The organism is Streptomyces sp. NPDC096339 (assembly GCF_044762985.1).
In the GTDB taxonomy this organism is placed as follows: domain Bacteria; phylum Actinomycetota; class Actinomycetes; order Streptomycetales; family Streptomycetaceae; genus Streptomyces.
On the sequence record NZ_JBIWFI010000039.1, the window covers coordinates 67,969 to 82,441 of the forward strand.

12 protein-coding genes and 1 pseudogene are annotated in these 14,473 nt (G+C 68.4%); 8 read left to right on the forward strand and 5 right to left on the reverse strand.

The genetic code is table 11. The annotated features are described in order from the left end of the window. Window positions 1-46: 46 nt before the first annotated feature. The 4 genes and pseudogenes from ACIQ5Y_RS33650 to ACIQ5Y_RS33665 all read right to left on the reverse strand — a co-directional run bounded on the left by ACIQ5Y_RS33650 (window position 47) and on the right by ACIQ5Y_RS33665 (window position 3,678). A pseudogene (locus ACIQ5Y_RS33650) lies at window positions 47-1,014 on the reverse strand (IS5 family transposase). Between the two features lie 54 nt (window positions 1,015-1,068). After that, entirely contained in the window at window positions 1,069-1,497 is a 429-nt protein-coding gene (locus tag ACIQ5Y_RS33655) for a RacP protein (RefSeq protein ID WP_403889267.1), read from the reverse strand. A gap of 4 nt (window positions 1,498-1,501) precedes the next feature. Beyond that, window positions 1,502-2,620 (reverse strand): DUF6192 family protein, encoded by a 1,119-nt coding sequence (locus ACIQ5Y_RS33660; protein WP_403889269.1) that lies wholly within the window; start codon window positions 2,618-2,620, stop codon window positions 1,502-1,504. 509 nt (window positions 2,621-3,129) lie between these two features. Further along, on the reverse strand, window positions 3,130-3,678 hold the full coding sequence (locus ACIQ5Y_RS33665; protein ID WP_403889272.1) for a transposase family protein: 549 nt from the start codon (window positions 3,676-3,678) through the stop codon (window positions 3,130-3,132). Between the two features lie 109 nt (window positions 3,679-3,787). Here ACIQ5Y_RS33665 and ACIQ5Y_RS33670 point away from each other — a divergent pair, with 109 nt between their 5' ends. From ACIQ5Y_RS33670 to ACIQ5Y_RS33695, 6 genes are all read left to right on the forward strand, one after another. Then, window positions 3,788-4,171, forward strand: a complete 384-nt coding sequence (locus tag ACIQ5Y_RS33670) for a hypothetical protein (RefSeq protein ID WP_403889275.1) — start codon at window positions 3,788-3,790, stop codon at window positions 4,169-4,171. A 178-nt stretch (window positions 4,172-4,349) separates the two neighbouring features. Further along, on the forward strand, window positions 4,350-5,231 hold the full coding sequence (locus ACIQ5Y_RS33675; RefSeq protein WP_403889278.1) for a hypothetical protein: 882 nt from the start codon (window positions 4,350-4,352) through the stop codon (window positions 5,229-5,231). Window positions 5,232-5,848: 617 nt separating this feature from the next. Further along, window positions 5,849-6,136 carry a hypothetical protein gene (locus tag ACIQ5Y_RS33680; RefSeq protein ID WP_403889281.1) on the forward strand — a complete coding sequence of 96 codons (288 nt, stop codon included), beginning with the start codon at window positions 5,849-5,851 and terminating at the stop codon, window positions 6,134-6,136. A 9-nt stretch (window positions 6,137-6,145) separates the two neighbouring features. Then, window positions 6,146-6,898, forward strand: coding sequence for a helix-turn-helix domain-containing protein (locus tag ACIQ5Y_RS33685; protein WP_403889284.1), 753 nt, complete (start codon window positions 6,146-6,148; stop codon window positions 6,896-6,898). Between the two features lie 125 nt (window positions 6,899-7,023). Beyond that, on the forward strand, window positions 7,024-7,704 hold the full coding sequence (locus tag ACIQ5Y_RS33690) for an HNH endonuclease family protein (protein ID WP_403889309.1): 681 nt from the start codon (window positions 7,024-7,026) through the stop codon (window positions 7,702-7,704). A gap of 1,044 nt (window positions 7,705-8,748) precedes the next feature. Continuing rightward, entirely contained in the window at window positions 8,749-10,650 is a 1,902-nt protein-coding gene (locus ACIQ5Y_RS33695; RefSeq protein ID WP_403889287.1) for a tetratricopeptide repeat protein, read from the forward strand. On the opposite strand, the gene ACIQ5Y_RS33700 is transcribed toward ACIQ5Y_RS33695, so the two are convergent. Further along, the gene (locus ACIQ5Y_RS33700; protein WP_403889290.1) at window positions 10,647-13,175 is read right to left on the reverse strand and encodes a Helicase associated domain protein; all 2,529 of its coding nucleotides are present in this window, start codon (window positions 13,173-13,175) and stop codon (window positions 10,647-10,649) included. The genes ACIQ5Y_RS33695 and ACIQ5Y_RS33700 overlap by 4 nt on opposite strands. Before the next feature lie 217 nt (window positions 13,176-13,392). Between ACIQ5Y_RS33700 and ACIQ5Y_RS33705 the strand changes: the two genes are divergently transcribed. Next, window positions 13,393-13,599: a cold-shock protein gene (locus tag ACIQ5Y_RS33705; RefSeq protein WP_403889293.1), complete on the forward strand. Its 207-nt coding sequence runs from the start codon at window positions 13,393-13,395 to the stop codon at window positions 13,597-13,599. 253 nt (window positions 13,600-13,852) lie between these two features. Continuing rightward, window positions 13,853-14,056: a cold-shock protein gene (locus tag ACIQ5Y_RS33710; RefSeq protein WP_403889296.1), complete on the forward strand. Its 204-nt coding sequence runs from the start codon at window positions 13,853-13,855 to the stop codon at window positions 14,054-14,056. Window positions 14,057-14,473: the final 417 nt, after the last annotated feature.

The window sequence follows — 14,473 nt, forward strand, 5'->3', positions numbered from 1 at the left end:
CGAGGAGTCGAGCAGTACGCAGCGCTCTTCGGTCGCGCGAGATGACCTACAAGTGATCACGCTGTGGGCGGTGTGATCCCAGCCTCGGAGTCGTCCTGGCTCGCCCGTTCACCGTGAGCCGAAGGGCACGGTTGGCCGTTGCGGTGGTGGCCGCGGTCAGTCTCGTGTGTGTTCGCGGGAGGCCGGCTGGCTGGCGCGGCGGGATTGTCGGCGGGTGACACGTCTGGTCATGAGGGTGATCGCGGCCCAGGTGATCAGTGATTCTGAGTGCTGGATGAGCCTCTCGTAGTCGCGGGCGTGTCTGCGGGCGTGCATGACCCACGCGATTGACCTCTCGACCACCCAGCGGCGGGGCAGGACGACGAAACCGACAGCGTCCTTCGGTCGGCTCACCGTCTTGACGGTCAGGTTCAGATACTTCTTCGCCCAGGTCACCAACTGTCCGGCATAGGCGGAATCGGCCCAGACGATCGTGATCTCGGGGTGCATGAGCCGGAGCCGGAACAGGACTTCCTTCGCCGCATCGCGGTCGGTCATGTCGGCGGGGGTGACCATCACGAACAGCGGCAAGCCTTTGGTATCCACGACGAGGTGCCGCTTGCGGCCGTTGATCTTCTTCGCCGCGTCGTAGCCGCGCGAGTCTTTACCAACGGTCTCGGCCGCCTTTACGGACTGGGAGTCGATGATGGTGGCGACCGCCCCAGGGGAGCGTCCCATATCCCGGCGGACGCGTTTGCGCAGCTGGTCACGGAGATGTCCGACCACGCCTGCGGCGGTCCAGCGGGCCATGAAGTTGTAGCAGGTCCGCCAGGGCGGGAAGTCCTTGGGCAGGGCACGCCACTTGCAGCCGGTGTCGACGACGTACCGGATCGCGTCCACGATCTCGCGCCGCGGGTGCCTTTCCGGCCGCCCGCCACGAGGGGTCTCGCAGGCCGGGACGGGCAGGAGCGGCTCGATCAATGCCCACTCGTCGTCGTAGGTGTCCGAGGGGTAGCAGCGGCGCCGGGCCAACATCCCCTCCTTTCATGGGGGTGGGGGTCGGCCGCGAAGCGGCCGGCCCCCACCGGGTCATGCGTCGATGTAGTCGGCGATCACGTCGAGTGTGGACTCGACGGAGTTGAGCTGGGTGTTCAGGTGCCGGATCCACCGGCCCTTGGGTTGCAGTACGGCGTGCGGGGCGACGACGCCGGTGATGAACCGGCGGATCTCAGTGAGCTTCTCGCGGATGACCGCGACCTCGTAGGTCTGAAGCTCAGTGGGGTCGGAGCAGAACTTGTAGCCGTCCGCTCTCGTCCAGATCAGGGGCGGCCAGCCGTGTTCGGCGATGGTGTCCCGCAGACAGGCCAGGCCCGAGCGGGCCTGGTGGGCGGAGAGCTCGCTGGACCTGACCAACTGGTCGAAGGCCAGGCCAGCCGGCCGCGCCTCGAAGAGGATGAAGCGGACGGTGTCGGCGTGCCGCTGAGCCGCCGGTGACCGGCGCTGTGACGCGCGCGGCATCCCACTACTCGCCTTGCAGAAGGCGGGCCAGCTCGCCGTCGACGTCGACCTTGCCGGTGTCGACGGCCGTCTCGATCCAGTCGAGCGTCGCCCGCACCCGGGCGACGTTCTCGTGAATGATCACCTTCTCGTCGTCGCTGAGCTGCCGGTCCCGCATCCCCGGAACGACCCGTCCGGAGGCCGCGACGAACGCATGGCAGGCGGTGACCAGGTCCAGGAACTCCACCGAGCGGTCGATCCGCTTCACCGCCGGCGCGACCGGACTCGTCCGCTCGAAGTCCTCCCGGGCCTGCCTTCCCCGCTCGACCTGAGCGTGATTGACCTGGTGACGTGCGGTGTCGTCCGACATGGCCCGGAAGGCCACGTCCGGCCTGCGCAGCAGGCCAGTGGTCACCGTCGCGGCGACAGTCTCGTCGCGGGTCAGTTCCTCGACCGCCCGGACCCGGTCTTCCTGCCGGACCTGCGCGACGACGGTGGGCCGCTTGAGTAGATCGCCGGTGACGGCCGCGGCGATCTGTTCGTCCTCGACCAGCACGTGGGCCGCGCTGATCCGGTCTTCCTGGCGGACTTGGGCGACGACGGACGGACGTCGCAGCAGGTCACCCGTGATGACCGCGGCGACTTCCTCGTCCCGCGCGAGGGTGTGGATCGCGCTGACCTTCTCCTGCGGAGTGATCGGCCTCTCGACCTGGCGGCCGACCCTCCGCGACGCGTCGTCGGGAGTCCACCGGGCCTTCCCTCCTGGTGGGGTGAGGATCGCGGTGAACCGCTCCTCCTCGCTCGGGATGGCGGCCAGGATTCGGTGGACTGTGAAGGACACGCGGGCCTGCCGGTGCTGTTTGGGCCACCGCGAAGCGACCCAGCGGGCTCCATTCACTGCTGAGTAGGACAAGCCGATGTCCTCGGCCAAGCGGAACAGCGAGTCCTTGACCGTGAACAACTCCTCGCCCCTGTCCTGCGGGCCCTGCTCCCGCATGGGCTCGATCTCCAAGGCGTAGTCCCCGACCGCGAACTGACCCCGGGTCTGGGCTTCGACGATTTTGCGCAGTTCCGCGACGATCTGCTCGTAACGGTGGGCGCTGACGCTGCCGACCTTGTCGGCACTCTCGATCTTCTCGGGCATGGTTCTCACCACCCTGAACGGGCCGGGGCACGGCCCCTCGGCCGTGACAAGACGCGGCCCGCTGTTGTGACCGAGAGTCGAACCCACCTGCCGAAGATCACAACGGGTGACCGGAAGAAACCCGAATCTGATCGGAAGTCCGATTCGGATGCGTTCGTGCACTGGTCACTGTGACCGCTCTCCGAACGATTCGTTCCGCGACCGCCAGGCCCTCATGACGCACCGGCGCGAGCAGTAGACGGCGTCCGAACGCCGATCCACGCCAGCCACCCACGGCGTCCCGCACTCGGGACACACCACCCGACCCGCCCCGTTCAACTCCGCCATCACCCGGCGCCGCAACCGACGATCCCGCCGCCATGACCTGGCACGACACGCCGTCGAGCAGAACAGCGCGTCCGGCCGCGCGGCCGGCCTCAACCGGTCACCGCAGCCTCCGCACACCCGCACTCCGGGCAGCCCGGAACCCTCGGACACCACTCCAGGCTACGGCCCCGAGCACCTCGAAATCAGGGATATGGATCAGGCACTAACTGTCGGGCGTGGGTGATGTCGGCGCAGCTTGCTGGCTGGGCTGGACTGCAGAACAGGAGCCTGCCGTCGGCGTCGGTGAGGACCATGGTCTTGACGGCGTTCTGCTTGTTCTTGCCGGAGATGAACTTCTCCCGGTCCTTGCGGCCGACGGCGGGCCTGCGGACCCGGATCTCGGTGCCGTCGATGATCCCGGTCTGCCCCGTGGTGCCAAGGTGGTCGATGACCTCGGCGAGGGTGCGGAGCCGGATACCGGCCGCGATGGTGCAGCCGCGGCCTGCGAGCAAGGGCCGCACCTCGCCGATCGCCCGGGTGATCGTGGAGCGGTCGACGCCGAACCAGCAGGCCAGCACGTCGTGAGTGGCACCGTGGCGAAGGTGGACTAGCGTGGCCAGGAGCCGGTCGATGAAGACCAGGCGGTGCTTTGCGCCGGCCCCGACGGCCCGCTTCCGTGGCCTGGACTCCAGTTCCAACTGATGCCGCTCATGCCATAACGGACCCACCTCGGCGACGAGTTCGGCGATCACGTCGGCTGACAGCCCCGTGATCCTCCGGTCGCTGATGATCGCTGCAGAGCCCCGTTCCCCACCACACGAACATGATCAGGGATCACGATCCAGCGTCGCACCGCCAACCATGCACGAGCTCGTTAGGCCGGGCAGCGTGCAGCAGGGCGGACGAATCTGCCGGTTCTGCAATGGCAAGGAATGGGATGTGTTTTACGTCGTCATGGACGAGGAGGAGGAGTCGCTCAAGTTCGGCATCACCAGCAGATCACCCCGGCGCCGACTGCGCGAGCACGCCAAGGACGGCTACACCATTGTGATCGAACTTCTGACCGGACTCCCTCAAGGGGCCGGGTTGGACATCGAACGTGCCGTGAAAGGCGCCCTGAGGCTGGCCGGGGTACAGCCGGTGCGCGGCGCCGAGTACTTCGATGCAGCGGCTCTAGCGCTGGTTCTCGACATCGTGGACAACCATCCTGACAGGTGTAAGGCCAAGCAGCGGCCGATGGACTGATGATCTGCCCCTACCAAGGGGATTTGTGCGCCTGCGCCTACCAGCGCAGGCGCACCCGTTCGCTCAACTGGTCAACTAGAACGCTCAGTCACACCACAGCAGGTGTGACTGACGACCGACGCGCGGTGTCCTGCGCGGTGCACGGGCAGGCTGTGCTGCGGGCGGGAGACTGCCGGGCATGGATGTGGAGTCGATTGCGGTGGAGCTGCGGGCGCTTCGTCCAGCGGAGTTCACCGCGGCCCGGGATGAGTACGCGGCCCAGGCCCGCAAGGCCGGAGACAGGCAGCTTGCCGCGCAGGTCGCGGCCTTGCGCAAGCCGACGCTCGCGGCGTGGACGGTCGGGCTGCTGGCCCGCAGCCGGCCGAAGGAAGCGCACGGCCTGGTCGAGCTGGGCGAGGCGCTGCGTACGGCGCACCACACGTTGGACGCCGGGCAGTTGCGGAAGCTCTCGCGTGATCAGCATGTGGTGATCGGGCGCCTCGCGCGGACCGCGCGGGCGCTGGCCGCCGAGGCCGGGCAGACGGTGAGTGAGCCGGTGCTGCACGAGGTCGAGCAGATCTTGCACGCCGTACTCGCCGACCCGGACACGGCCGCGGAGTGGGAAGCCGGACGCCTGGTCAAAGCCCCGGACGCGACGATGGGGTTCGCCGGCCTCGAACCACAGCCCGGCGCCACTGCGCCGCCCCGGCGCGCGCCCGCCGGGTCCGCCGGGGCCTCGCCCAAGCCCACCGAGCCCCCGGCGCCGGATACGCGGGCCGAGCGGAGACGGCGCGAGCGTGTGAAGGCGGCCCGGGAAGAAGCGGACGAGGCCTTGGCCGAGGCCGAGCGGCTGGAGGCCGGGCAGGCGGCCGCGCAGGAGACGGCGGACCGCGCGGCCGCTGCCCAGGCGGCGGCCGAGAACGATCTACGGGCCGCGACGGAGCGGCTGGAGACGGCGCGCACGGCGAGCAAGGACGCGGCGGCCCGCCTCCGGGAAGCCGGGCGGGTGGCTGGGAAGGCGAGGGCGCGGGCGCGGACGGCGGCGCGGAAGGCCGACAAGCTCAGCGGCCCCGAGGGGTGAGCTGCATGGCGTAGGGCTTTGCGTGTTCAAGGAGTGGGCCGGGGCGGAATGGCGACAGGGCCGGCCCGGCAGGTGCGGGTCGGCCCTGTGCGTGCGGCACTCGCGCGGCAACGCGGTGCTGCTGTGTCCCTGTTTCGCGAAGTCACCACTTCAGGGGGCCGCCGGTCTCCCGACGGGTTGCACCCCACGGTGCCCGGGACTTTCGCAGGAGGCAAGCCGAGGTTGATACGAGGGTGGACGAACGAGGTTGTTTGACTGAGAAATTGAGTCAAAGGTGAGCCGCTTTGTGCCTATTTGTAGAAAACTGGTTGGCGGGGCGGCGCGGGCTCGACGGGTATCGCCTCAGGTCAGGAGCGAATGCCGATTGTGCTAAGCCCTTGGACGCCGGTGAACGAATAAATGGGCATTACCGGCATAGCAGACAGTTGCCCCGGCGTCGTGCGGTCTCGGGTGGACGGTCGGCGACAGGCATCGTGCCATGCTTATGGCCCCGGGAAGCGACGGCAATCGCCCCTGGGAAAACGCCACTTGGCGTGAAGTCACCCATGCGAGAGGGCGCAGTCCCGCGCCCTCTCGCTCACTTCAGGGGGGCCGCGAGGTCCCCGGATAGGACAGCTATGTCTGTACACCAGGAGATAAGCCGTGGCCCGGGCGCGCGGCGGCGGGCAGACGTCGGCCGGCCGGCCGGTCTGACGATGCCGCAGGCGCTGGTCATCAGCACGGTTTTCACCGTGGTCCTCGTCCTGGCCGTGGTGCTGCGGCTCCACGGGATCTCGATGACGGAGTCCCTCCAGATGCTGGGCGGCGCTGCCGGGATCGGCGTGGTCGTGGTGTGCACGGTGACGCCGGGCGGGCGCGGCCAGGCGGCTGCGATGGTCCGGGCAGCCCTGCACGCCGGTCGCTGAGGGGTTGTCATGGGACGCCCCGAACTCCCCGTGGACCACGCCGTGCCGGAACGCGGCGCACTGGCGGTCGCTCTGCGTGAACTGCGCAGCCAGGCCGGGCTGAGCTACGACGACCTCGCTGCCGGCACCGCCCTGTCGGCGGCCACCTTCAAGCGTGCCGCGTCGGGCAGGACCCTCCCCACCGAGGAGACCGTCAAGGTGTTCGTTTCCGCGTGCGGGGGCAACTGGTATGCCCTGCGCAAGCTCTGGCTGGCCGCCAAGATCGCGGACCGGGGCCGACTCGAGCAGCTCCGCCGGCCCGCTCTTCCCCAGTTCGTCAGCGGACGCCGGGAACTGAGCGCCGCCCTGGAGTACTTCTACGAGGCGGCCGGAGCACCCTCGCTGCGCCGCCTGTCGGAGCTCGCGGGAGGCGCCCATATGCTGCCGGTCAGCACTGCCCACCGGATCGTCACCCGGCGGGCCCTGCCCGCCAGTGGCCAGCAGATGACCGCCTTCCTGGCCGCCTGTGGCCTCACCGGAGACGACCTGCTCCGTTGGGAGCAGGCCTTCAAGGAGATCACCGAGGGCGTCGACACCGACCGCAGGGCCGCGAGGTTCGACAGCCTCCTTGAGGCCGTGACCGAGCGCGCGACGTGGCTGGGGGCTGCTCCCCACCGGGCGGCGGACGGCCGGGACCACTGGCGGCCCGAGCGCGTCCTGCGCTGGTCGCGGGAGGACCTGCACATCGCACGGCGTATCGCGGAGGGGACGGCGGTGGCCTGACGGCCGCAGGCGTGGGCGCGCAGAGGCGTTTCGGCGGTGAATCGGGCGCCCCGGGCGGGTGAACTGCCCGCCCGGGGTCTGTCGCGGCCGGTCCGAGGGGCGGTACAACCGCCTGCGTGATGATCATGATGATGCGGGTCGCCACCGCGGCCGCCGCAGCCCTCGCCCTGTCCCTGCCCGCCACGGCCGCGCACGCGGCGGACACCGCGCCCCGTGCGGTGCCGGAGGTCCTTCCGATGGGAGTGGCGGTGTCCGCGCTGCCGCTCGCGGCCGAGGACCGGACCGGCTACCAGCGCACCAGCTTCAAGCACTGGAACGCCGGCGCGAACCCGTCGGACGGCTGCAATACCAGGATGGAGGTGCTGATCCAGGAGGCGATCGAGGCGCCCGAGGTCGGTCCGGGATGCACGCTGACCGGGGGTGTCTGGTGGTCGTACTACGACGATCAGCGGGTGACGCCGGCCGGGGCGTTGGACATCGACCACATGGTCCCGCTGGCTGAAGCCTGGGATTCGGGTGCCAGTTCGTGGACCGCACAAAAGCGCGAGGCGTACGCGAATGACCTGGGTCAGGAGTCCAGTCTGGTTGCGGTGACGGCCCGGTCGAATCGGAGCAAGGCGGATCAGGATCCGTCCCAGTGGTTGCCGCCGTCGGGCTCGGAGCGGGTGTTGTGCCAGTACGCCGCGGAGTGGACCGCGACCAAGCTCCGGTGGGGCCTGACGGTGGACGAGGCCGAACGCGACCGACTCACGGACATCGCGGCCGGCTGTGGCTCCACCGACGTGGTGTTCACCCCGGCCCCGTAGTCGGGCCGTATCGGCTGAAGGGCCCTCACTCGGGTGCCGAGTGAGGGCCCTTCGGGCTGCGCCCCGCGGTGCACGCAAAACAGGCGGCCGTCCAGCTCCGCCAGCGCGGGGGCCGCCACGCTCAGGTGGTCCGCGAACGACACGTCCGCATTCCACCCGCCCTCGGTCGTGTACACCGACCGCCGCAGGTTCTGATCGTCCTCAAGCTGCCCGGCCATCGCCGCAACTCCCGTCAATCAAGTCACGACCCGTATTTGGGCACGTCTCGGTGGACAGAGACCAGTTAGACGAGTTCGGGTTCGTGGGCTTGCGCCGGTTCGCCGAGGGGTTGGGGATGGTGGGGGGTTTGGAGATCCTGGTCGGCGGATGCCTAGTGGTGGACGTGCCGGACGTGAAACGGAACAGCGCATCACAGGAACGACCGCGACTATTTGTGCGGTTTACCCGACAGACGGGGAGTCTTCCCGGACTATGGAACCGCGTTGCGATGGGGTGGCTCCGTGTTTGGTAGCCGCAGGTACGGCGGGACTGGGGGAGAGGACGATGAGTGTGTCGAGGAAGCGGATTGTGGTGATGGTCGCTGCGGTGGTGGGGATCGTCTCGACGCCTGCCATTTGGTTACTTGACGGCCCGGACACCGCAGGACTTGTAGGGGCGTCGATTCAGGCGGCCACTGGAGTCGCGGCCTTGGTGTGGGCCTGGGCGCAGCCCAGGGACAGCACTGTCGGCGCATCTGGAGACAGCGCCACGCAGACCGGCCGGGCAGAAGCCAGCGGTGGGGGGCAAGCCCATACGGGCGTAAGGCGCCGTGGTGAGGGCAACCCTGGCGCAGCTCGGGTTCAGGACACCGGTGACGCCATCTCGCGTGGCGCAGGTAGTGACGCTGGCACTGGCATCGACTACACCGATTAGCGTGACCATGCCATTAGAGCGAAGGCCGGATGCGACATGAGGTGGCGTCAAAGGAAAAGGCCTACCTTCCCTTCCAGGGACGACCTCGCAGCCTCCTCCGTCAGCGACAGCGGTGACGCCATCGCGTCAGCCATGGGCGCAGTGGCCGTCAGTGGCCACGTGGATCATCTAACGATCACCCAAGCTGTCCCGCAAGGTCCGGTCCAATGGCCGCTCTGCCTGGGGTCGGTTCCCGCGCTGGCATCTGCATTTCAGCAGAGGCCTGAGGTTCGCGCCGCGATCGACCAAGCCGTCACCGGACACACCGCAGTAGTGCTGACCCAAGTGCTCTCCGGTGGCGGCGGCGTAGGCAAGACGCAACTTGCCGCGGCGTACGCCCATCACGCCCTGGCCGACAGCGTCGATCTGGTGCTCTGGGTCGACGCCAGCGAAACAGACCAGGTGATCGCCCGCTACGCGATCGCCGCTCACATGATCGATGTTCCGAATGCTTTGGCGGGCCAGACCGGCGAAAAGGACGCCAGAGCATTTCTTCAATGGCTGGCAACCACCAAAAGATCTTGGATCGTTATCCTCGACGACATCACCGACCCAGATGCGATGCAGCCGTGGTGGCCACCATCATCGGCATGGGGCTGTGGCCGGGTAGTGGCGACCACCCGCCGCCAGGATGCCGTCTTGTCCGGTGGCGGCCGCGCGGTCGTAGACGTCGATACCTACAGTGCGAAGGAAGCCGACACGTACCTCAGAGCTCGGCTCAAATCCGCTCGCGCTGAACATCTGCTTGACGCGCAGACAGATGCGCTGGCCGAGGCACTTGGCTATCTGCCCTTGGCCCTGTCTCACGCTGCTGCCTACATGATTAACGAGGACGTTCCGTGCGCCGACTACCTGCTGCGCTTCAACAGCAGTGCCGCGAGGCTGGATGATCTGCTCCCGCGCCACGCAGACACGGAGGGCTACGGACGTCACGTGGCGGCTGCCCTGCTCCTGTCGCTGGACGTTGCCCAGGCCTGCGAACCCGTGGGCCTCGCGATCCCAGCGCTGCGCCTCGCGGCTGTCCTGGACCCTGCCGGTCACCCTCGTGACCTATGGGGAGGACAGGCGGTCACTAACTACCTGACTGCCCACCGAGCACCGATGTCGTCGCCAGATGACGCCGATCCTGTCAGCCCCACCCAAGCCAAAGCGGCGCTGAGACTCCTGCATAGGTACGGCCTGCTCACAGACGATGCTCAGGCTGGCTTCCGCGCTGTGAAGCTGCATGCTCTGACTGCACGCGCTGCACGCGAGCACACGCCAAGTGGTGAACAGCGGGAGATCGTGAGGACTGCAGCTGAGGCCCTCACAGAGCTATGGCACATGGGCTTGGAGAGGGCCGTGCTGCACACAAATGTTGAAAGCCTGAACGATTTCGCGGGAGACATGCTGTGGGAGGTTGAGGGGCACCACCTCCTCCGTTGGGTAGGCCGCAGCTTGAGCGTTCGGGGCCTGGCTACCGCTGCGGTTCCATATTGGCAGCGGGTATCAGAGGCCAGTGAGAGATTGCTCGGGCGGACGCACCGAAAAACACTTTTGGCCCGACGTGAGTTGGCTATTGCCTACCTCGGGGCCAGCCGCAGCAAGGATGCCTTTGCTGTTTTTCAGGAGGACTACGCCTACGACGCCGAGGCGCTGGCAGACACTGCCCTGAAGACGCGCCAAGTAGCAGGATCGAAGCATGCACTCCACAGGAGCCAGAACGCTCTCGGACTCTTCAAATTGCTGGAAGACACCCTCGAAGTCCGGGAACGCCTCCTCGGCCCCACTAACCCGGCGACGTTGGCTTGCCGAGCAAAGCTCAGCATCGCATATTGGAATGCAGGCCAGCAGTCTCAGGCCATCAGCATGCTAAAACTCGTCCTCAAATATCAGAATCAGGAATTGGGCATCCATCATTCCGATTCAGTGGCAACGGCTCTCCGTCTGGACACATTGAGACGTGAACACAAACGGCGATGGTGGAAACCTAGGCAGGATCCTGGCCAGCCTTAGCAATGAGCTTCGGCCCAGTCGATACCGAGTGCGGCGAGCGCTTTGAGCTGTGCGGCATCCAGCCGGTTGCGGCGTTGTTTCTGGTTGGCGAGCCATACGCCGGTGCGGTGTTCGGTTCCGTCCGGGAGGTGCTCGACGTGGGCGCGTCCGGGCAGGCCGCCGCCTTCCCGCTCCAGGTACTGGGTGAGGGCCGTCACGCCCTTGTGGAAGGCTTCTGCGCCGCGCCCGGACGTGGCGCCCGTGCCGGGCACGGCGGCTGCCGTACGGGTGCGCACGGCCCGCACGGGCTTCACCCCGAGATCGGCGAGGCGGCGTTGCTGCTCCTCGTTCAGCCGGTGGTAGTCGCGGCGCTGTGCGGCGGTCCAGCGGCCGATGTCCTCGCCGTGCCACGTCACCCCCGGCACCACGGCCGCGAGGCGTGCACCGCCCGCCAGGAGCGCGCGCAGGCCCGCGTACTGGCGCTGCCAGTCGACCGTCCACCCGTGGTCGTCGTCGCCCGGGTTCCAGTCCTCGTCAATCGCGGCGAGGGCGGCGGCCCGCCGTGCGGCCCGGCTGGGGTCCTTGCCGAGTCCGCCGGGCCGACGGACGTTGGTCAGCCACTGCCCGACCGGCTTGTCGAGTGCGGTCGCGTGCCGCGGCGCGGCCAGGGTCCCGTGCTGCTCAAAGTACGCCCGCGCGGCCGCGAGGTTCTCCGCGAAGCTGGCGTCGGCGGTGTCCCACACGATCCCCAGCTCCTCCAGCTCGGCGGCCCGTTCCCCGGTCATCTGCCCGGCCCGGAAGGCACGCCGCTGGTCGGAGAGCCACCGCCCCAGCGGGTGCGCACCCTCGGTGTGGTCGTAAGGCACTTCCAGGTGCTGCTCCCGTTCCCGGTACCGGAACGCGGCCTCGATTCCGCGGCGCCAGTCCTGGCGTTCGGTGTCGAGGACCTGGTAGCTGATCCACTTGGCGATCAGCGCGGGGTCCCTGGGGGCGGCGAACCGCAGCAGCAGCCGGGCCTCTTCGTCGCCTTCGTCGGGTGCCTCGCCGATCAGACGCGACGGCGTTACGATGCGCTTCTGCGCTTCCTGGGGGATTGCCAGCATTTCGACAGCGCGTTCATCGTGCGCCCGAAGACCCTGCAACACTCGAATGAGAGGGCCATACGACTTCGAGGAAAGAATGTCCTCGGGGTCTTCGTCCTCGTCCAGGAATACCGGCACGATCAGGGTGGCCATTTTCCCTTCCCCGGGCTTCTGCCGGAGGGCGCGGCCGATGGCCTGGACGATGTCGACGGCGGACCCCTTGGGGTCGATCAGGGCCACACTGTCCACGCTTCGGATGTCGACTCCTTCGCCCAGAACCCGGCAATTTGCGAGCACGGCGCGGCCGGCCCGGCGGCCGAAGTCGGCGAGGACGTCGGCGCGGTGTTCGGCGTCGTGCTGTCCGCGCAGCCACGCCGTCCACACCCGCTCGGGGTGCCGGGCGGGGTCGACGGCGTGCAGCCGGGCCGCGACCCGCGGCAGGCCTTCCGCGAAGGCCTGCGCCTCGATGGTGCGGTGGTGGAAGGTGATCGTGGTCTTCAGATCATGGGCCGCCATGGTCTCCAGAAGGACGGTCTGCACGGCCGCGAGCCGCTCGCCCCGCAGTTCCTCGTCCCACCGCTCCTTGCCGTAGAGCCGGTCTGGGGTGACAACAGGGTCCACCAATTCGGCCACAACTACCTGATATCGGGCCAAAAGCCCCCGTGAGATGGCGTCTGCCAGCGGCAGCTCGTACACGACGGGTCCGAACACGCTGGGGTCGTCCATGGAGCACGCCAACTCGGCCGGCAGGGCCTCGTGGCGCGGTACGTACGGCTTCCCCTTGGCCTCTGCCTTCCGTCGCCGCGCCTCTTCCTGGCGCCGGTGCGCGGCCGCGGCCGCCCGCTTCTCGGCCGCCGTGCGCGGCCGTTCCGCCCAGATCCTCGGGGTGGCGGTCATGTAGAGCCGGCGGTGGGCGGGGATGACCTCCTGGCGGTGCACCTCCGCCCAAGCCTTCCCCGCCGACCCCGAGGTGCGGTGCGCCTCGTCCACCACCACCAGGTCGAAGGGCTCCATGTCCAGCCCGTACTCCCCGGCGAACGCCTCGGCCACGACCGGCAAGGAGGCGTAGGTGGCGTAGACGGTGACCGGGCCGCGCCCGTGCCACAGGGCGAGCTGCGGCGCGGACGTCGTGCTGCGGACCTGGAGTCCGTAGAGCTGGGCGTTGTCCTCCAGCGAGCACACCGCGACCGCGGGCCCGTCGTGGCCGGCCGTGCGCCACTCTCCGGCGGTCTGGGTGAGCAGGTCGAGGGTGGGCAGCAAGACCAGGACCCGCCCGCCCCGCGCGAGTCGGAGCGCGGCCGCGGCGGCGATGAACGTCTTCCCGGTCCCGCACGCGGCGACCACCGTTGCCCGCAGCCCGGCCTTGGGGATACGCTTTCCGGGCGGAATATCGAGCCCCCTAACGATGGCCTCAACGGCTTCTTCCTGGTGAGGCCGGAGCGTGATTGCGTTCGGCTTCTGCATTCGTCACTCCGCTGAAAACAGTCCGCCGTACGGGACTGGCAACGTTCCCGGGATGTTACACAGTGCATCACGAGGTGATGCATACTGATGACTGTACCGCTCCCCGGTGGTCCGGTTCACCCGTTCAGGCGTCCCCGTCCCCGGTTGCCCCGCCCGGGGACGGGGGAGGATCCTCTGGCGCCGGGGCATGCGTCCCGGGAGAGAAAGGGATGCAGGGATGCCTCAGCAGGGGACTGTGAAGTGGTTCAACGCGGAGAAGGGGTTCGGCTTCATCGCCGTTGACGGGGGTGGCCCGGACGTCTTCGTCCACTACAGCGCGATCCAGGGTTCCGGCTTCAAGGCCTTGGACGAGAACCAGCGCGTGGAGTTCGAGACGAGCCAGGGAAGCCGGGGTCCGCAAGCCGAAGAGGTGCGGCCTCTCTGACCGCTGCCGGCCGGGCCCGCTTGAGGGCCCTCGGGGCTGGAGTCGAAGCCGGAAGACCCAGGGGTGGGAGCGCAGCGGACACCCCAACAGGCCGAAGGCCCAGATCCGGTGAAACGGGGTCATCCAGGCCCGTGAAGCGGGCTGTTCGGGTGGAGCGCAGGAGACGGGCCTGGCACCCGTTCGGATGGTTTCCGGCGTATCGCGTAGTGGCAGGATCCGGCTGGTTCCCACTTGGACGATGAAAGGTGCAGGCATGCCGAATGGCACGGTGACGATGTTCAATGACGCGAAGGGGTACGGAACGATCAAGTCCGATGATGGTGAGGAGTTCCCCGTCCATCACACCGAGATCATTACCAACGACTATCGGACGCTGGCGGTGAACGCGAGGGTGGTCTTCGGCATCAAGGACGGCCCCAATGGGCGCCAAGCCGAGAAAGTCATGGTGGTGGGCTGACGCCGGGCGCCCAACTCCTTCCTTCGTTGCCGGCCGGTCCGCGGAGCGGGCCTTTGGTCCTGGAGGTGGAGCCGGAAGGACCCGGGTGGGGGAGCGGAGTGGACCCGCCCAGCGGGTCGGATACCCGTACCCCGTGAAACGGGGTCACCCGAGCCTACGAAGCAGGCAGTTCGGGGTGGAGCGCAGCGGAACCCCGAACAGTCCGGAGCGCAGCGCAGGACTCCGGCCCGAAGGGCCGGCCCTGGCTCGGCGAAGCCGAGCCCCGCCGAGCGCAGCGAGGCGCTTCGCTGCCCCGGAGCGAAGCGGAGGGGCTAGGCGCCGAAGGCGCCTCCGGCCGAGCGCAGCGAGGCCGTTCCCTCCTGGGGCGCGCAGCGCCCCAGGGACCCGCAGATCGGAAGAGCACAACTCAGAACTCCA